15 protein-coding genes are annotated in these 18,080 nt (G+C 73.2%); 9 read left to right on the forward strand and 6 right to left on the reverse strand.

The window, feature by feature from the left end:
- The first annotated feature begins 1 nt into the window (after position 1).
- The 5 genes from ACGFW5_RS09655 to ACGFW5_RS09675 are packed head-to-tail and all read left to right on the forward strand — an operon-like array spanning position 2 to position 6,380.
- Positions 2-1,600, forward strand: a complete 1,599-nt coding sequence (locus ACGFW5_RS09655; RefSeq protein ID WP_393833623.1) for an FAD-dependent monooxygenase — start codon at positions 2-4, stop codon at positions 1,598-1,600.
- On the forward strand, positions 1,597-2,664 hold the full coding sequence (locus ACGFW5_RS09660; RefSeq protein ID WP_393833624.1) for a glucose-1-phosphate thymidylyltransferase: 1,068 nt from the start codon (positions 1,597-1,599) through the stop codon (positions 2,662-2,664). The genes ACGFW5_RS09655 and ACGFW5_RS09660 overlap by 4 nt, the downstream gene beginning before the upstream one ends.
- The gene (gene rfbB / locus ACGFW5_RS09665) at positions 2,661-3,644 is read left to right on the forward strand and encodes a dTDP-glucose 4,6-dehydratase (RefSeq protein WP_393833625.1); all 984 of its coding nucleotides are present in this window, start codon (positions 2,661-2,663) and stop codon (positions 3,642-3,644) included. Before ACGFW5_RS09660 ends, rfbB begins: the two co-directional genes overlap by 4 nt.
- Positions 3,641-5,374: an FAD-dependent oxidoreductase gene (locus ACGFW5_RS09670; RefSeq protein WP_393833626.1), complete on the forward strand. Its 1,734-nt coding sequence runs from the start codon at positions 3,641-3,643 to the stop codon at positions 5,372-5,374. The genes rfbB and ACGFW5_RS09670 overlap by 4 nt, the downstream gene beginning before the upstream one ends.
- Positions 5,352-6,380, forward strand: a complete 1,029-nt coding sequence (locus tag ACGFW5_RS09675; protein ID WP_393833627.1) for an aldo/keto reductase — start codon at positions 5,352-5,354, stop codon at positions 6,378-6,380. The genes ACGFW5_RS09670 and ACGFW5_RS09675 overlap by 23 nt, the downstream gene beginning before the upstream one ends.
- Before the next feature lie 75 nt (positions 6,381-6,455).
- On the opposite strand, the gene ACGFW5_RS09680 is transcribed toward ACGFW5_RS09675, so the two are convergent.
- The 3 genes from ACGFW5_RS09680 to ACGFW5_RS09690 all read right to left on the reverse strand — a co-directional run bounded on the left by ACGFW5_RS09680 (position 6,456) and on the right by ACGFW5_RS09690 (position 9,671).
- Positions 6,456-7,934, reverse strand: coding sequence for an MFS transporter (locus ACGFW5_RS09680; protein WP_393833628.1), 1,479 nt, complete (start codon positions 7,932-7,934; stop codon positions 6,456-6,458).
- A gap of 193 nt (positions 7,935-8,127) precedes the next feature.
- Positions 8,128-8,910, reverse strand: coding sequence for an SDR family NAD(P)-dependent oxidoreductase (locus tag ACGFW5_RS09685; RefSeq protein WP_393833629.1), 783 nt, complete (start codon positions 8,908-8,910; stop codon positions 8,128-8,130).
- 92 nt (positions 8,911-9,002) lie between these two features.
- Positions 9,003-9,671 (reverse strand): PadR family transcriptional regulator, encoded by a 669-nt coding sequence (locus ACGFW5_RS09690; RefSeq protein WP_393833630.1) that lies wholly within the window; start codon positions 9,669-9,671, stop codon positions 9,003-9,005.
- Between the two features lie 255 nt (positions 9,672-9,926).
- Between ACGFW5_RS09690 and ACGFW5_RS09695 the strand changes: the two genes are divergently transcribed.
- Positions 9,927-11,561: an FAD-dependent monooxygenase gene (locus ACGFW5_RS09695; RefSeq protein ID WP_393833631.1), complete on the forward strand. Its 1,635-nt coding sequence runs from the start codon at positions 9,927-9,929 to the stop codon at positions 11,559-11,561.
- A 76-nt stretch (positions 11,562-11,637) separates the two neighbouring features.
- Here ACGFW5_RS09695 and ACGFW5_RS09700 read toward each other — a convergent pair whose 3' ends face one another.
- The 3 genes from ACGFW5_RS09700 to ACGFW5_RS09710 all read right to left on the reverse strand — a co-directional run bounded on the left by ACGFW5_RS09700 (position 11,638) and on the right by ACGFW5_RS09710 (position 14,276).
- Positions 11,638-12,660, reverse strand: a complete 1,023-nt coding sequence (locus tag ACGFW5_RS09700) for an NAD-dependent epimerase/dehydratase family protein (protein WP_393833632.1) — start codon at positions 12,658-12,660, stop codon at positions 11,638-11,640.
- A 53-nt stretch (positions 12,661-12,713) separates the two neighbouring features.
- On the reverse strand, positions 12,714-13,442 hold the full coding sequence (locus ACGFW5_RS09705) for a hemerythrin domain-containing protein (protein ID WP_393833633.1): 729 nt from the start codon (positions 13,440-13,442) through the stop codon (positions 12,714-12,716).
- 168 nt (positions 13,443-13,610) lie between these two features.
- Positions 13,611-14,276, reverse strand: coding sequence for a TetR/AcrR family transcriptional regulator (locus tag ACGFW5_RS09710; RefSeq protein WP_393833634.1), 666 nt, complete (start codon positions 14,274-14,276; stop codon positions 13,611-13,613).
- A gap of 109 nt (positions 14,277-14,385) precedes the next feature.
- On the opposite strand from ACGFW5_RS09710, the gene ACGFW5_RS09715 reads away from it, so the two are divergent.
- From ACGFW5_RS09715 to ACGFW5_RS09725, 3 genes are all read left to right on the forward strand, one after another.
- Positions 14,386-15,831, forward strand: a complete 1,446-nt coding sequence (locus ACGFW5_RS09715; RefSeq protein WP_393833635.1) for an MDR family MFS transporter — start codon at positions 14,386-14,388, stop codon at positions 15,829-15,831.
- 84 nt (positions 15,832-15,915) lie between these two features.
- The gene (mca, locus tag ACGFW5_RS09720) at positions 15,916-16,800 is read left to right on the forward strand and encodes a mycothiol conjugate amidase Mca (protein ID WP_393833636.1); all 885 of its coding nucleotides are present in this window, start codon (positions 15,916-15,918) and stop codon (positions 16,798-16,800) included.
- A gap of 195 nt (positions 16,801-16,995) precedes the next feature.
- Positions 16,996-17,973 carry a zinc-binding alcohol dehydrogenase family protein gene (locus tag ACGFW5_RS09725; RefSeq protein ID WP_393833637.1) on the forward strand — a complete coding sequence of 326 codons (978 nt, stop codon included), beginning with the start codon at positions 16,996-16,998 and terminating at the stop codon, positions 17,971-17,973.
- The last annotated feature ends 107 nt before the right edge of the window (positions 17,974-18,080 follow it).

Below are 18,080 nucleotides of genomic sequence, written 5' to 3' on the forward strand. Positions count from 1 at the left end.
GGTGCATAGGCCACAGACCGAGCGGAACGAACGGATCGAGCGGACCGGAGACGCCGGGCAGATCGGACGGTACGAGCGGACCGGAGACGCCGGGCAGATCGGACGGAACGAACGGACCGGAGACGCCGGGCAGATCGGACGGTACGAACAGGCCACCGACGCAGACACCCAGCAGGCCGGACGGAACGCGCGGGCCGGAGGCAACGCGCAGGCCGTAGGCAACGCGCACACCGGACCAAACACCCCGGCCGGAGGGAACGCGGAGACCGAACGGGCCGAACAGACCGGGACCGCACGAACGGCCCTCGGGGTCGCCGGGCCCGAACGGGCCGCGGCCGCCGAGGAGTTCACGGCCGACATCTGTGTCGTCGGTGCGGGACCCGCCGGGCTGGTCCTCGCGCTGTTGCTGCTGAAGTCCGGACTGCGGGTCGCGGTCGTGGAGCGCGCCCGTGCCCACCAGCGGGAGTTCCGCGGCGAGATCCTTCAGCCGGGCGCCCTCAAGCTGCTGGACCGTCTCGGCGTGCTCGCCGGCGCCCGGGCCCGCGGCGCACACGAGCACACCCACTTCCGGCTGGTCGAGGGCGGCCGGGCACTGCTCGACATCGACTACCGGGCGCTGCCCGCCCCGTACGACTACCTCCTGAGCATCCCCCAGGCCCACGTCCTTGACGAACTGCTGCTGCACTGCCGGACGTACGAGGGCTTCAGCTACCTGGACGGACGGCGGGTCGGCGCGCTGCTGCGCGAGGGCGGCCGGATCACCGGCGTCGCCGCCGACGGGCCCGGCGGAGCCTGCACGGTCCGCGCGCACGTCGTGGTGGGCGCCGACGGCCGCTTCTCCAAGGTCCGCCGTCTCGCGGGCATCGAGGCGGGCCGCAGCGAGGCGTTCGACCTGGACGTGCTGTGGTTCAAGCTGACCGACGACAGGTCCGGCGCCCGGGGCCCCGACGCCGCCAGGGACGTCCGCGTGTTCCGGGCCGGCAAGAGCCCCGTCCTCGTCTACGACTCCTGGCCCGACCGCGTCCAGATCGGCTGGACGCTGCCGCACAAGGGCTTCAAGGACGTCGCCGCCCGGGGCATCGAACACGTCAAGGAACAACTGGCGCTGGCCGTCCCGCCGTACGCGGAGCTGATCCGCGAGCAGATCGGCTCGATGCGGGATCTGAGCCTGTTGGACGTCTTCTCCGGGCGCGCCGAACGCTGGACCGACGACGGCCTTGTCCTCATCGGTGACGCCGCCCACACCCACAGCCCCATCGGCGCGCAGGGCATCAACCTGGCCGTCCAGGACGCGGTGCTGCTGCATCCGCTGCTGGTCGCCTCGCACCGCGCGGGCGACGCGAGCGCGGCATTCCTCTCGGCGTTCGAGAGGACGCGGTCCGCGGACATCGAGCAGGTCATGCGGCTCCAGCGGGTGCAGAGCAGGGCCATGCTCTCGCACGGCACCTTCGCCACCCGCGTGCGGCCCAAGCTGGCCGCACTGCTCAGGCGCACGCCGGTCTACCGCAAGGTGCTCGACCGCATCGCCTTTGGAAACCCCTCGGTGCGCATCGCCGAGGAGATCTTCGTACCCGACGTATCGGAAAGGAGGAACCGGTGAAGGCTCTGGTGTTGTCCGGCGGGTCGGGAACCCGACTGCGCCCGTTCACCTACTCCATGCCCAAGCAGCTCATGCCCATCGCCAACCGGCCGGTGCTGGAGCACGTCCTGGAGAACATCCGGGAGCTCGGCGTCAGCGAGGTCGGCATCGTCGTCGGCGACCGGGCGACGGAAATCGCCGCGGTGCTGGGGGACGGCTCCCGGTTCGGTCTCGAACTCACCTACATCCGGCAGGAAAAGCCGCTCGGCCTCGCCCACTGCGTCACGATCGCCCGCGATTTCCTCGGCGAGGACGACTTCGTGATGTACCTCGGCGACAACATGCTGCCCGACGGCGTCCAGGAGATCGCGCGGGAGTTCGCCGCGCGCCGCCCCACCGCGCAGGTCGTGGTGCGGCGGGTCGCCGACCCGCGGGCCTTCGGCGTCGCCGAGGTCGCGCCCGACGGCCGGGTGACCCGGCTGGTGGAGAAGCCCGAGCGGCCGAACAGCGATCTCGCGCTGACCGGCGTCTACTTCCTCACCCCCCTCATCCACCAGGCGATCGACCGCATCACCCCCAGCGCACGCGGGGAACTGGAGATCACCGACGCCCTGCAATGGCTGATCTCGTACGGCGCCACCGTCCTGGCCCGGGAGTACACCGGGTACTGGAAGGACACCGGCTGCGTCGAGGACGTGCTGGACTGCAACCGTGAACTCCTCGGTGACCTGAAGGGGTCGGTGACCGGCCTGGTGGACGCCGAAAGCGAGCTGGTAGGTCCCGTGGTGGTCGAAGCCGGTGCCCGGGTGGTGCGCTCGCGGATCGTGGGCCCCGCCATCGTGGGCGCGGGCAGCCACGTCGTCGACTCCCAGGTGGGCCCGTACACCTCGATCGGCCGGGACTGCCGGCTGCTGGACGCCGCCCTTGAGGGCTCGATCATGCTGGACGGCGCCTCCGTCTCCCGGGTACCCGCGCTGCGCGGCTCCCTCATCGGCCGCGCCGCCGCCGTCACATCGGCCGACGTGGGCTCCGCACACGGCCGGCTGGTCGTCGGCGACCACACCCATGTGGAGGTGGCGGCATGAAGCTCCTGGTCACCGGAGGTGCGGGCTTCATCGGCTCGCACTACGTACGGGGTCTGCTCGACGGCCGGCACCCCGGCTACGAGGACGCCGAGATCACCGTCCTGGACAAGCTCACCTACGCGGGCAACCGGGACAACCTGCCCGAGCGGCACCCCCGGCTGACCTTCGTGCGGGGCGACGTGTGCGATCTGCCGTTGCTGCTCGACCTGTTGCCCGGCCATGACGCGGTGGTGCACTTCGCCGCCGAGTCGCACGTCGACCGCTCCCTGCACGCCGCTGCGGAGTTCGTCCGCACCAACGCCGGCGGCACCCAGACGCTCCTGGAGGGCGTGCTGCGCACGGGGGTCGAGCGGGTGGTGCACGTCTCGACGGACGAGGTGTACGGGTCCATCGAGGAGGGTTCCTGGACCGAGCACAGCCCGCTGCTGCCCAACACGCCCTACGCGGCGTCCAAGGCGGCGTCCGACCTGATCGCGCGCGCCTACTGGAGCACCCACCGCATCGACCTGTCGATCACCCGCTGCTCCAACAACTACGGCCCCTACCAGCACCCGGAAAAGGTCATCCCGCGGTTCGTCACCCATCTCATGGAGGGCCGCCGGGTGCCGCTGTACGGGGACGGCCTGAACGTCCGGGAGTGGCTGCACGTGGACGACCACTGCCGTGCCGTCCAGCTGGTGCTCACCGGCGGCAGGGCCGGCGAGATCTACAACGTGGGCGGCGGCGACGACCGCACCAACGTCGCGCTGACCGAGGAACTGCTCCGGCTGTGCGGCGCCGGGCCCGAGATGATCGAGCGGGTCGCCGACCGTAAGGGCCACGACCGCCGTTACGCCATCGACGACACCAAGATCCGCCAGGAACTGGGGTACGCGCCGCGCGTCCCCTTCGAGCAGGGCCTCGCGGACACCGCCGCCTGGTACCGCGACAACCCCGGCTGGTGGAAACCCCTCAAGGACTCCGAGGAGGAGAACCGATGACCGCCGAAGGACACCCGCGGCCGGCCGGGCAGCCGGTCCTGGTGGTGGGCGCGGGACCGGTCGGGCTCACCGCGGCCCACGAACTCGCCCGCCAGGGCGTGCGGGTGCGGCTCGTGGACGCGGCGCCGGGCCCCGCCACCACGAGCCGCGCGCTGGCCACCCACGCCCGCACCCTGGAGACCTACGACCAGATGGGCGTGCTGGAGGACCTGCTGCCGCGCGGTCAGCGGGTGGAGCACTTCACCCTCCACCAGAACGGCCGCAGGCTGATCCGCTTCGACACCGACTACAGCAAACTGCCCACGCGCTACCCCTTCACGCTGATGGTCGACCAGGTCATCACGGAGGAGGTGCTGCGCGCCGCGGCCGGCCGCCAGGGCGTCGAGGTGGAGTGGGGCGTGCGCCTCACCGGTTTCACCGACCACGGCTTGGGCGTGCGCGCCGAGCTGGAACACGCGGACGGCCGCACCGAGAGCTTCGAGGCGGGCTGGCTGGTGGGTTGCGACGGCGGGCACAGCACGGTGCGCAAGCAGCTCGGGCTCAAACTGGTCGGAGAGAGCAGCGAGACCTGGCTGATCTCGGACGCCGTCGTCCACTGCGACCTGCCGAGGGACAGCATCCACTGGATGCGCACCCCGGCCGGCACCGTGATGCTGGTGCCCTTCCCGGACCCGGGCAAGTGGCGGCTGCTGGACACCGCCGAGGTGTCGTACGACGGTGACGACGACGCGGTGGCACGCCGCTTCGAACGGAAGATCCGCGCCGGCATCGGCCGCGAGGTGCGGGTGGAGAAACCCACCTGGGTGTCCGTCTTCACCATCCAGCAACGCATGATCCCCCGCATGCGCACCGGCCGCTGCCTGCTGGCCGGCGACGCAGCGCACGTCCACAGCCCCGCCTCCGGGCAGGGCATGAACACGGGCGTCCAGGACGCCGTCAACCTCTCCTGGAAGCTGGCGTCCGTCATCCACGGCACGTCGGGGGAGAGCCTGCTGGACAGCTACGGCGACGAGCGCGTCCCGGTGGGCGCCGCCCTCCTGAAGTCCACCAGGTTCGCCACGCTGCTGGTGCAGTTGCGCAGCCGCGCGGCGGCCGGGGCGCTGCGCGCGCTGTTCACCTTCCTCAGGTCGGTGCCGCCGCTCAAGTCCCGCATCGAGCAGAAGATCATGGGCGGGATGTCGGCGCTCGACCTGGGGTACGGCTACGGACCGCTGGCGCTGGGAGCGGGCGAGGGCGGGAGCTCCGCCACGGCAGCCACGTCCGCCATACCGGCCGGCGGCCGGGTGAGCCGGGTGACCGCCGCCGGCGCCGCCGAGTCGGCCGGCTGGCGCCACCTCGTCGACGAACTGCGCAGCCCCGGCTGGACGTTGCTGACGCGGCCGGGCACCGGAGCGGCGGACCGGGCCTCGACATGGGCCGAGCTCGCGCGGACGTACGCGGGCGCCGTCCGCGTCCGCGGTGTCGTACCGGGGCAGCGGCCGATGAACGGGGAGGAGCCCGTCGGCTTTTTGCCCGATCCGGACGGGCGGCTCGTCGCCGACCTGGGGCTCGGGCCCGGTGGCTGGCTGCTGATCCGCCCGGACGGCTACACGGCCGCGAGCGGCGGGCCTGCGGACGACCCGCGACGGGCGCTGACCGCGCTGGGCATCCGCCCGGCGGACCGGCACGACACGGCACGGGCCACGGACGCCGAGGAGGGACAGGATCATGCGGTACCTGCGGTTGGGTGACCACGGGCCCGTCGTCAGCCGGGTGGCCTTCGGCAACTCGCTGACCGCGGGCAACCAGGTGGACGACAGCGCGGCCATCGCCTGTGTGCGCGCCGCCCTGGACGCGGGCGTCACCACGTTCGACACCGCCGACGTCTACGCCGACGGCCGGGCCGAGGAAGTACTCGGCCGGGCCCTGGCGGCCGTGCCCCGCGACCAGGTGGTGATCTGCACCAAGGTCGGCCGGGGCGCAGGCGGCGACTCCAACGGGCCCGGGGGCCTGAGCCGTGCGCGGATCGGGGCCTGTCTCGACGCGTCGCTGCGACGGCTGGGCACCGACCACATCGACGTGTACCAGGCGCACCTGTACGACGACGCCACGCCACTTGAGGAGACCATGGCGGCGTTCGCCGACGCGGTCGCCGCCGGCAAGGTGCGCCATGTGGGCGTCTCGGAGTGGGCCGCGCCGGAACTGGCCGAGGCCGGCCGGCTGGCCCGGGAGGCGGGCGTACCGCTGGTGTCCAACCAGCCCCAGTACAACCTGCTGTGGCGCGTCGTCGAGGCGGAGGTGATCCCCGCCTGTGTGCCGCTCGGCATCGGACAGATGGTGTGGTCGCCGCTGGCCGGTGGTGTCCTGACGGGGAAGTACCGGGCGGGCGCCGAACTCCCCGAGGGCTCGCGTGCCGTGGCCGCCCGGGGCGGTGACGTCTCGTTGCGCCGCTGGCGCTTCCTTGAGGACCGGGTGCTCGACCGGGTGCAGGAGCTGCGGCCGCTCGCCGCCGAGGCGGGTCTGACGCCCCCTCAACTCGCCCTCGCCTGGGTGCTGCACCGGCCGGGCGTCGCCTCGGCCGTCATCGGCGCCTCGGCGCCGGAGCAGATCGCGCGGAACCTGCACGCGGTGGACGCCGCGCTGGATCCTGGGCTCACGGCACGCATCGACGAGGTGCTGGGCGACGCGGTGGTACGGGACCCGCAGCTCACCCTGAGCCGGATGCTGCGGGCCAAGCGGGCGGCGGCCGCCGCCTGACCGGGCCCGACGCGAAGGGCTCCCCTCCGGTGGGAGGGGAGCCCTTCGGGCATCAGCGCCGGTGTCGCAGCCGGCTCACTCGGCGGGTTCGGCCGCGGTCGGCGACGGGCGCCGGGCGGCGTCCTGCGGAGCCGGGGCCGGGGCCGGGGCAGGAGCGGGAACGGACCCGGGACGCGGCATCAGCAGCGCGAGCGCGCCCGCCACCAGCGCCAGTACGGTCGCCACGAGCAGCGCCCTGGCGTAGCCGTGGGTGAGCGGCGCGGCCGCCCCCGACGAGGTCGCGGCGATCGCGCTGAGCACGGCAAGACCGAGGCCGCCGCCCATCTGGCGGGCGGTGTTCATCAGGGCGGAGGCCAGCCCCGCGTCCTGGGCGGCGACCGAGGAGGTGGCAGCCGTCGTCATCGGCAGCACGACCGCACCGAGCCCCAGGCCCAGCAGGATGCCGGGGCCCAGAATGTCCACGCCGAACGAGCCGCCGGGTGAGAACCGCGACTGCCACAGGAGCCCGCCCGCCGTAAGCAGCCAGCCGAGCGCAAGCGGCACCCGGGGCCCCATCGCCTGGACCATGCGCCGGACCGAGAGCGAGGCCACGGCGATGGCCAGCGTCAACGGCAGCATGGCCAGGCCCGCTTGGAGTGGCGTGTAGCCGAGCACCCGCTGGAGGTAGAGCGTGACGAAGAACATCACCGAGGTCGTGACGGCGCCGATGACCAGTGCGGCCACGTTGCCCAGCACCAGGGCCCGGCTGCGGAAGATCCGCAACGGCATCAGCGGCTGGGCGCTGCGCGCCTCCACGACGAGGAAGGCGACAAGGAGCAGCACGGCGACCGCGAGGACCCCGCCGGTCAGCGGGTCGGGGAACGAACGGGTCTCCAGTTCGGACAGGCCGTAGGAGGCACAGGCAAGGGCCGCGGTGACCAGCACGGCGCCGGGCACGTCCAGGGCGCGGCCGCGTGCCTGTCCGGGGAAGCCGGGAAGAGCGCGCAGCGCGACCACCACGAGCACGGCCCCGATGGGCACGTTGACGAACAGCACCCAGCGCCAGCCCAGCGCGTCCGTCAGCACCCCGCCCAGCAGAATGCCGCAGCTGCCGGCCGCGGTCGCGGTCGCGCCCCAGGCCGCGATCGCCTTGGTGCGCGTCCGGACGTCCTGGTAGGTGGCGTTGATGAGGGCCAGCGGGGCCGGTGCGAGGAACGCCGCACCCAGGCCCTGAAGGGTGCGGGCGGCGATCAGGAGCCCGCCTCCGGTGGCCAGACCGCCCAGGAGGCTGGCGGCGGTGAACACGACGAGTCCGGCGGTGAACATCCGGCGGCGGCCGAAGAGGTCGGCGGCCCGGCCGCCCAGCATCAAGAACCCGGCGAAGGTCAGCAGGTAGGCGTTGACGACCCATTGCTGGCCCCCGGCGCCGAGCCCCAGGTCCTCACGCATCGAGGGGAGAGCGACGTTCACGATGGTGGTGTCCAGCACCACCATGAACTGAGCGGCACACGCCACCGCCGCCACGGTCCATCCTGGCGTCGGTCCTGGGAGGCCGGCGGACGGCACAGTCTTCATCGGTGTTTCCTTCATTCGGTTTCCATGGGAGTCGTGCGGCTCATGGGTTCGGGGTCGGGGGGGCCAGGGGCGGCGCCCCCGCAACGGGCGTGCCGTCGGGCCGTCCGCGCAGAGGTGCGGACGGCCCGACGGCACGGGAAGGCGGATCGGGAGGCGGATCGACGCCCGTCGGCGGGGCAGGGAACACGGTAGGTCAGATGATGAGATGACCGCCGCTGACCGGCAGGAACGCGCCAGTCACGTAGGACAGTTCGTCGCCCGCCAGGACGGCGACGGCGCGGGCCACGTCCTCCGGTTCGCCGATGCGGCGCAGCGGGGTCTGGTCGATGACGGAGGCGAGGGTGCGGCCCCATTCGTCCTTGGCGTTCCACTTCTTCATCAGGTTCTCGCTGCGCGTGGCGCCCGGGATGACCGTGTTGAAGCGGATGTTCTTCGGGCCCAGCTCGATCGCCAGGTGCTTCATCGCGGCCTCCATCGGGGCCTTGGCCACCGCGTGGCCGATGGCGCCGGCCGCGGCCTGGCGCGAGAAGCTGTCCGAAATGAGGATCACGGTGCCCTGCTCGCGCTCGATCATGCCGGGCAGCACCGCGTAGGCCGGCCCGAGGGTGGCACGGGCCTGGGTCGCCATCTTGTCCACCAGGGCCTCGACCGGGTGGCCGAGCGCCGGACCGCGCAACACGTCGCGGTAGCCGCTGGAGTTGAGGACGAGCACGTCGATCGGGCCGAGCTCCTGCTCGACCCGTTCGATCATGGCCCTGGTGCTCTCGCCGTCGGTGATGTCGGCCTGTGCCGTCACGGCGCGGCCGCCGTGCTCCTCGATGCCCGCGACGACCTTCTGCGCGGCCTCCTCGGAGCTGAGGTAGTTCACGGCGACCGATGCGCCACGGCGGGCCAGTTCGGCGGCGATGGCCGCGCCGATGCCGCGGCTCGCGCCGGTGACCAGTGCGGTCCTGCCCTTGAGAGAGAGTTCAGTCATGCCGCCGACGCTAGGAGGGCGCGCCTGAAGGCGACTTGAGGAACGCAGGAGCCGCCCGGCCGAGGGCCGCGGAGGTCAGTGGTCCGCGGAGGTCATTGGTCCGCGGCGCCGCCCGCCGCTTCCCATTCCCAGCCGTTCTCCGTGACCCGGACCGTGGGCCAGGCCAGCGTCCCGCAGTCGATCTCGGCCAGCACCTCCTCGGTCCAGGCCAGTTCGGCACGGCACATGCGCAGCGCGTACTCGTTCTCGATCAGGAAGAGGCGGGGAACGCCGTCGCCCGCGGCCAGGGCCCGCTCGATCCTCGCGGCCCGCTCGCGCAGCCGCTCCACGCGTTCGCGCAGTGCCCCGGTGGCCCGGCCGGGGTCGAGGGCGCCCAGGTAGCCGACCGCCGTCAAAAAGGCGGGCGGCTGTCCGTCGGGAGCGCCGAGCCGCGCGACGACGCGCCGGGCGAACTCCGCCCGGCCCCGGTCGGTCAGCGCGTGGGCGGGGCCCTCCGCGCCCGCCACGGCCTCGGTCAGGCCCGCCGCCGACAGCGCGTCCGCCACCGCGGCGAACTCCTCGGGCCCCGGCTCCGGCAGGCATTCCAGGGGGCTGTCCGCGGCCCGCTCGGCCGCGGTCAGTGCCAGCTCCCGCGGTGTCATCGGCCGTTCGAGCAGCAGACCGAGGGCCAGCAGGGCGGAGGCGGATTGCGCGCCGCGGCCGGCTTCGGGGTGTGCTCGGGTCGGCGTGCTCGACGTGTCCACGTCCACAATGTCCTCCATGTTCCGGCGTGTCTTCATCGGGTTCGGCCCGACGGGTCCGAGGCGGACCCGGGGACCCGGGGGACGAGCCTCGCCGCTCGCGCTGTAGTCCCGCCGGAGCGGGCCGCGGTACCCGGCGCGGGCGGCGCCCGGGTTCCGTCCGCCTTCGAGTGCGGCTTGATGCCCGGCGCGCATGCTGGGGCCGCCCCCGGCGCACGCGGTCCGGGGCCGGGCCGCCGACGGAACCGGCGGGTTCCGCACGACGGAGGGAAGTTGATGAGCGAGGAGAACACCGCGGTGCTGATCGCGGGGGGCGGCATCGTCGGCCTGTCGGCGGCGGTGTTCCTGCGCCGCCACGACGTGCCGGTCCTGCTGGTGGAGCGGCATCCGGGGACGTCGATGCTCGCCAAGGCGCGGGTCCTGAGCCCGCGCACGATGGAGCTGTACCGGGCGCACGGCCTGGAGGAAGCCGTCCGCGCCGCTCCGCCCTCGGTGTTCCTTGAGGCGACCGACGTCGTGCGGGCCGCCACCCTGGCCGGCCCGGAGGAGTACCGCGGCAGCAGGCCGGCCGGCGAATCGGCCGGCTGGGCGAGCCCCTGCCCGCCGGCCCTGGTCGAGCAGAGCACCGTCGAGCCGCTGGTGCGCGCCCGCGCCGAGGAACTGGGCGCCGACGTGCGGTTCCACACCGAACTGGGGGAGGTCGCCCAGGACGCCGACGGGGTCACCGCGAGCGTCACCGACCGCGCCGACGGCCGCCGGTACACCGTACGGGCGCGCCATCTCATCGCCGCCGACGGACACCGCTCCCCGCTGCGCGCCGCGTTGGGCATCGGCACGTGGGGCAAGCGGCTGGCGCATGTCGTCAACATCGCCTTCGAGGCGGACCTCGGCGCCGCGCTGCGCGGCCGTCCCGTCGGCCTGGCCTACCTCACCCGCCCGGTGCCCGGCACGCTGCTGGCCCGGCTGGACCGCGCCGGCCGCTGGGTCCTGATGGTGCCCTACGACCCCGAACGCGGCGAGGGGCCGGACGACTTCACGCCCGCGCGCTGCGTGGCGGACATCCGGGCCGCGGTCGGCGACCAGGACCTTCGCGTACGGGTGCTGCCCGCGGTGCCCGGCACCGGCCGTGGCGTGCACACCTGGGAACTGGCCTCCTGGGTCGCCGACGCCTACCGGCGCGAGCGGATCCTGCTGGCCGGGGACGCGGTCCATGTGATGCCGCCCTCGGGCGGGCTCGGCGCCAACACCGGCATCCAGGACGTGCACAACCTCGCCTGGAAACTGGCCGCGGTCCTCGGCGGCGAGGCGGGCCCCGGCCTCCTGGACACCTATGAGCCGGAGCGCCGGCCCGTGGCCGAACTGACCTGCGCGCTGTCCACCCGGCTCCAGGAGGAGCGGGCGGGCGCCGGCGGCGACGACGCGGCCTCCCAGGTCTCCCGGATCGCGCTGGGCCTCGGCTACCGGTACGCCTCGGACGCGGTGGTGGATGACGAGGAACCCGGCGATGCGGGCCGCCCCGGCACCCGCGCCCCGCACCTGGTCCTGGAGCGGGACGGCCGGACGTGCTCCAGCATCGACGTGTACGAGCCGCACTTCACCCTCGTCCTCGGTCCCGACGCGGCAGCGGACGCGCCCCAGACGGATCACGGGTGGCTGAAGGTGCTGCGTGTCGGCCGGGAACTGGCCGACCCTTCGGGGCGCTGGGCCGCCGCGCACGGCGTGGGGGGCGGGGGAGCGGTGCTGGTGCGTCCGGACGGCTTCGTCGCCTGGCGGACTCCCGTCTGGGACGCAGGGGCCGCGCGCGAACTGCCCGCGGTGCTGGCCCGTGTCCTCGCGCAGCCGCAGCCGCAGCCGCAGCCGCAGCCGGAGCCGGAGCCGCAGCCGCAGCCGTCCCCGGCCGGTATCCGCTGACGTCGCCGAACGCCGTGGGGCGCCGGCCGGGCCGTCCCGGCCGGCGCCCCACGGCGCTTTTGCTATGTCCGGCGAATCAGCCGGTCTCGCGCGCGTCCCAGGCCGCCAAAATCTCGGCCTCCCGCTCGCGGGTCAGCGTCTGGTCCGGGTAGCGGTACTCGGCGAACGCCTCTTCCATACCGCCCTGTTCCGTCATCCAGGTCCAGGTGTCGCGCACGGAGTCGGCGAAGGGACGGCAGCGCAGCCCGTCCGCCAGCGCCTTCTTCGAGGAGAAGTCCCAGACGCCCGCGAGCGCTTCCATGGGCGGCGCCCAGAACGGCACGGTCACGAACGGGGGGATCTGCTGGGTGGCCAGGAACGCGTCCGGCACCCACACCGGCTCGGTACCCGCGCCCGTCAACTCCACGGCGTGCTCGACGAGTTCACCCCAGGTGGCATTGGCGGGCTCGCCGGTGGTCAGGTACGTGCCGGAGCCGCCGGCCGCGATCCGGTCCAGGCCGAAGGCCGCGATGTCCCGGGCGTCGATGAGCTGCATCGTGCGCTCGGGGGCGCCGGCGGCGAGCATCCGTCCGCCCTGCGTGGCCCGCCGCAGCCAGTACGGCACGCGCCGCATGCGGTCGCCGGGGCCGATGACCACGCCGGGGCGCAGCACCAGCACTCGGCCGTCGAAGTCCCGCTCGACGGCGCGTTCGCAGCCCGCCTTGAGCGCGGGGTACTGGCCGTCGTCGGGCCCGGCGTCGGGGGAGCACTCGAAGCGCACGGAGGACTCGTCCACGGCGGCCGCGGGCCAGGGTCGCAGGGCGTTGATGGAGGAGATGTACAGATAGGCACCGGCCCGCGGGCTCAGTGCGCGGGCCGATGCGCCGACCGTGCGCGGCACATAGCCGCACACGTCGACCACCGCGTCGAAGGGCCCCGCCGCGGCCACCCGCGCGAGGTCGGCCTCGTTCTCGCGGTCGCCCAGGATGGTCTCGACGCCGGGCAGGTCGGAGCCGGAGCGGCCGCGGTGGAAGGTGGTGACCTCCCAGCCGCGGGCGAGCGCGTCGGCCACGAAAGCCCTGCCGAGGAAGACCGTTCCGCCGATCACCAGAAGTCTCATGCCAGATAAACCGTTCCTGTCGAAAACGTGCGGGGAAAGGGGCCGGGGGCGGCTCAGGCCGCGGGCAGCGCGGCCACCAGTGCCCGGTAGGCGGGCTCGAACTCGGCCTCGTAGCGGGCCCGCAGCGCCGGGGGCATGCCGCCGAGCATGAAGGTCACGGCCTCGGGGGCCGCCTTCTCCAGCAGCAGCGGCATCGTCGGCACGAAGTCGAGGGGGTCGTGCCCCGAGGCGAGGGAGGCGAGCATCGCCCGGTACGCCTCGGCGCTCACCTTCTCGCGCAGGACCGGCACCATCGTGCGCTCCTCCAGCCTGAGGTGGTCGTGCATCAGGGCGTCGAACTCGGCGATGCGGGCCAGCAGTCCGGTGAGCCGGACCTCCCGCTCGCCCTGCCCGGACACGAGCCGGCGCAGGCCCTCGTCGATGGCTGCCAGGTGGTCGTCGAGCGAGGCGTGCTGGTCCTCCAGCGTGCGTGCGACGCCGGCCAGGCCCGGCTCGGCCTCCAGGACGACGGGCCACACGTGCGAGTCCTCGCTGGTGTGGTGTCCGTCCAGGATGGTGGTGAACATCTGCCACCAGGCGCTCAGGCGGTCCACGGCGTTCGCGTCCAGGACGCCGGCCGCCGCGGCGCCCGCCAGCCGCCGGCCCAGCTCCGGGATCACCCGGCGGATCAGGTCGTGGGTGAGGGTGAACCCGGTGAGGTTGTTGCCCGGTTCGGTGCCGGGTGTCCCGGCCGGGGGAGCCGGCTCGGTGCCGGGCTGTGTCGTTGCGGTCGTCGCGGACAACGCCCACTCCTCTCGTGCCAGCCGCCGGTACGCCCGGCAGGCTCGTGTGGCGGGGAGTCTGGCGCGCGGCGGTCGAGCCCCGCTCGACCGGCGTGCACCGGAGCGGGCGGCCGGGGCCGCCCGGCCTGCCGTGCGGCGTCCTTGTGCGCAGGGCACGGGGTGGGGCTGCTACGGCTCCCGTACGCAGTACGCGCCGAAGGCCGGCTCAAGCATGCCGAAGGCGGTGGCGGCCAGTTCGGTCATCTCCTCGCGGAGCTGGACCGCGGGTGTGGCGGTGCGGCACAGGGCCCGTACCCGGCGGCACAACGCGCGGTGGACGGCGGCGAGTTGAGCCGCGCTCAAGGGGGATACGGGATCCTCCGGTCCGGCCCCGGTCGCGTCGGCAAGGGCCTCGGCGAGTGCCGCCTCGCGCTGCTCGTCCAGCTCGCGCTCCCGGGCGCGCAACCGGGGGCTGTCGTACACGAGCCGGGCGAAGCCGGGCGTGCAGCGGCCGTTCACCGGATGCTGCCGGTCGAGGGAGGTGACGAAGACGCGGTGCAGGGCGTGCAGCGCGGACTCTCCCACGGCGCGTTCGCGCACCACCCGGGCCAGGCTGTCCACCAGCCCCTCGTAGGCGTCGAAGACCAGATCCTCCTTGAGCGGGAAGTAGTTGCTGACGGTCATCTTGGAGACATCGGCGGCCTCGGCGATCTCGGTGATCGTCACGTTCTCGAAGCCGCGCTCGATGAACATCAGCGTCGCGACATGGGCCAGTCGCTCGCGTGTCTCGCGCTTCTTGCGCCCGCGTCGGCCCTCTTCGGGGGCCCGCGCCTCGGTGGTTCTCGCCTCGGTCATGCGTTCATCGTACCCACTTGATTTGGCCAACATAAAGATTGGTTTGACAAAAAATTTGGTGCGACCTAAATTTGTGTCCGTCAAGAAAACCCACGGCCCAGGAGGCACCTTGGACCCCACGGTCGCCCGCCGCGACACCTCCTCCCGTCCGCGACCCGAGCCCCTGGACCCGGCGCTGGTGCGGCTCGGCTCGGTGCTGATCCTGGGCGCCGTGCTCGCCCAGCTCGACGCGACCATCGTCAACGTCGGCCTCGGCCCGATGGCCGAGGGTCTGCACACCCCCATGGCGACCGTGCAGTGGGTGAGCGCCGGATATCTGCTCACCGTCGCCTTCGTCGCCCCGCTCTCCGGCTGGCTCCAGAAGAGGTACGGCGGCCGGCGTGTCTGGCTCGCCGCGGTCGCCCTGTTCATCGCCGCGTCCGCGCTGTGCGGCCTGGCCTGGTCGGGCTCCTCCCTGATCGCCTTCCGCGTCCTTCAGGGCGTCGGCGGCGGGCTCATGCAGCCCGTCGGTCAGGCGCTGGTCGCCCGCCACGCGGGCCCCCAGCGCATCGGACGGCTGGTCGGCATCATCACCGTGCCCGTCTCCGTCGCGCCGATCCTCGGGCCCGTACTCGGCGGTGTCCTGGTCCAATGGGCGGGCTGGCGCTGGCTGTTCCTCGTCAACATCCCCGTCGGCCTTGTGGCGCTCGCCCTCGCGATCCGGCTGGTCCCGGCCGACAGCGGCGAACGCGACACCTCCGTACGGCCCGACGGCATCGGCCTGACCCTGCTCCCCACCGGACTCGCCGCGCTGGTCTACGGCCTGGCCCGGTACGGACAGGGCGGCGGCACCGACCTCACGCAGGCCGTGGCCCTCGCGGTCGGCGTCACCTTCCTCGCCGGGTACGTCGTGCACGCGCTGCGCACCACCCGGGCGCCGCTGCTGGACCTGCGGCTGTTCGCCGGCCGCGGCTTCACCCTGGCCGCCGTCAACACCTTCCTGCTGGGCGCGGCGCTGTACTCCTCGATGCTGCTGCTGCCGCTGTACTTCATGGAGGTGAAGGGCGTCAGCGCCCTCCAGGCCGGTCTCATGCTCGCCCCCCAGGCGCTGGGCAGCGCGCTGGTCACCCCGCTCGCGGGACGGCTCACCGACCGGTACGGGCCGCGCAACACCGTCCTCGTGGGCATCGCGCTCACCATCGTCGGCACCCTCCCCTTCGCGCTGGCCGCCGACGCCCCCGGGGAACTCCTGCTCACGGTGGCCCTGTTCGTCCGCGGGGTGGGCCTCGGGGCGGTGGTCCCGCCGAACGTCGCCGCGACGTACACCTCGGTCGACCGGAGCCAGGCGGCCGCCGCCACCAGCGCCCGTACCGTCCTCAACCGCGTCGGCGGCTCCCTGGGCACCGCCGTGCTCGCCGTCATCCTTCAGAGCGCCCTCGCCCACGCCCACGCCCAGGCGCACGGCGTCGGCGCCGCGAGCGCCTACGCCCACACCTTCCGGTGGGCCCTGGCGTTCGGCGCCCTGACCCTCCTGCCCGCCGCCCTGTACCCCAGGCACGCCCCCGGCAAGGGGTGAGGGGCCGCCCGCCCCTGCGCGCCCGCGCCACCCTCACCCGTCCCCACCATCCCCACCGCACCCCAGCCGTACAGGAGATTCCGCATGACCAGGTCCACCTCACCCTCCCGCACCGGACTGCGCCTGATGGCCGTGCACGCCCACCCGGACGACGAGTCGAGCAAGGGGGCGGCGACCCTGGCCCGCTATCAGGACGAGGGCGTCGACGTCCTGGTCGCCACCATGACCGGCGGCGAGCGCGGAGACGTACTCAACCCCGCCATGGACCGCCCCGAGGTGTGGGCCGACCTGCCCCGGCTGCGCCGCCTTGAGATGGAGCGGGCCCGCGAAATCCTCGGCGTGCGCCAGCAGTTCCTCGGCTTCACCGACTCCGGGCTGCCCGCCGAGGGCGAGTCGCTGCCCGAGGACTGCTTCGCCGTCCAGCCCCTGGAGACCGCCTCCCGGCCCCTGGTCGCCGCGATGCGCGCCTTCCGCCCGCACGTCGTCGTGACCTACGACGAGAACGGCGGTTACCCGCACCCCGACCACATCAAGACCCACCAGGTCACGATGGAGGCGTTCAACGCGGCCGGGGACGCGGCCCGTTACCCCGGCACCGGTGAGCCCTGGCAGCCGCTGAAGCTCTACTACACGCTCGCCTTCAGCAAGGCGTACTTCAAGGCCATCTACGAGGCCATGACGGCCGCCGGACTCGACTCGCCGCACGGCGAGGTCCTCAAGGAGCTCGAAGGCGTCGAGGAGAAGTGGGGGATCACCTCGCGGGTGGAGTGCGCCGAGTGGTTCCCGACCCGGCTGCGGGCGCTGCTCGCCCACGTCACGCAGGTCAACCCCAACGGCCCCGAGCGCTCCTGCCCGTTGGAGATCGAACAGCAGGCCTGGCCCACCGAGGACTACCACCTCGCGCGCAGCCATGTGACCACCGAACTGCCCGAGGACGACCTCTTCGCGGGTGTGACCCCCGAGGCGTGAGGCGCGCGCCCGGCGGGTCCGCCGGGGCTCGGCCAGGACTCCAGTGACGCGCGCGAGGCTGAACGCACCGACACCGCGCCGAGCGGCACGGTCCCTCGCGCCCGCCGCCGGTCCCCTCGCGCCCGCGGCCGGGCGCAAGGCCACTCCCTCGGGAGCCGGCAGCCGCGGTCCCTGGAGCTACAGAAAGAGAGACCCATGCGCATCGTCCGCTACCACCAGCACGGAACGCCGGAGGTACTCCAGGTCGACGAGGTCGCCAAGCCCGAGCCGGGTCCCGGGCAGGTACGGATCCGGGCCGAGGCCATCGGCGTCAACTTCGCCGGGATCCAGGAGCGCGCCGGAGAGTTCTACTACGGGGAAGGGCTTCAGCTGCCCGCGAGCCCCGGCGGTGACGCGGTGGGCTTCATTGACGCCCTCGGCCCCGGGGTCCAGGGGTGGCAGATCGGTGACCGGGTGGCCAGCGTCATCTTTAAGGACGCCTTCGCCGAGTACTCCCTGGCGCGGGTGAAGGACGTGGTCCGCGTTCCCGCGCAGATGGACGCCGCGCAGGCCACCATGCTCAGCTCGCCCGCCCAGGTCGGCCTCGAAGTCGTCCAGGCCGCGTACCTGAAGAAGGGCGAGAGCGTCCTGGTGCACGCGGGCGCCGGGGCGATCGGCCACCTCGTGATCCAGATGGTCAAGGCGCTGGGCGCCGGCACCGTGATCGCCACGGCCAAGGACCCCGCGAAGCTGGCGTTCACCAAGGAGCTGGGCGCCGACCACGCCGTCGACTACAGCCGTGAGGGCTGGGAGGAGGAGGTCCGCGCGGCCACCGGCGGCGCCGGGGTCGACATCGTCCTCGACAGCGTCGGCGCCGACATCACGCCCAAGAGCATCGCCCTGTTGAAGCCGTTCGGCCGGCTGGTCTTCTACGGCTCGGCAGGCGGCGGCCTGGAGCTGCCCAAGATCGCGCTGGAGGACCTGGCGGGCAAGTACGTCACGCACTTCTCCATGGGCGTCATGGACAGCCAGGTCGACAACTTCGACCGGATCGTCGAGGAAGTGTGCGCGATGGTGCTCAGCGGCGCGGTGCGGCCCGTCGTACACACCGAACTGCCGCTGGAAGAGGCCGCGAAGGCCCACCAGTTGATGGAGGACCGCATGCAGCTGGGCCGGATCGTCCTCGTCCCCTGACCCCCGGCAGTCCCACCCGGCGGCCCCCACGAACCGCTGCGGCCCGCGATTCCCCCGGCGGGCCGCAGCACCCTTTTCCTCTCTGCGTCTCGCGGTTCCCCCGTTTC

It is taken from the genome of Streptomyces sp. NPDC048416, assembly GCF_043200435.1.
Lineage (GTDB): Bacteria > Actinomycetota > Actinomycetes > Streptomycetales > Streptomycetaceae > Streptomyces.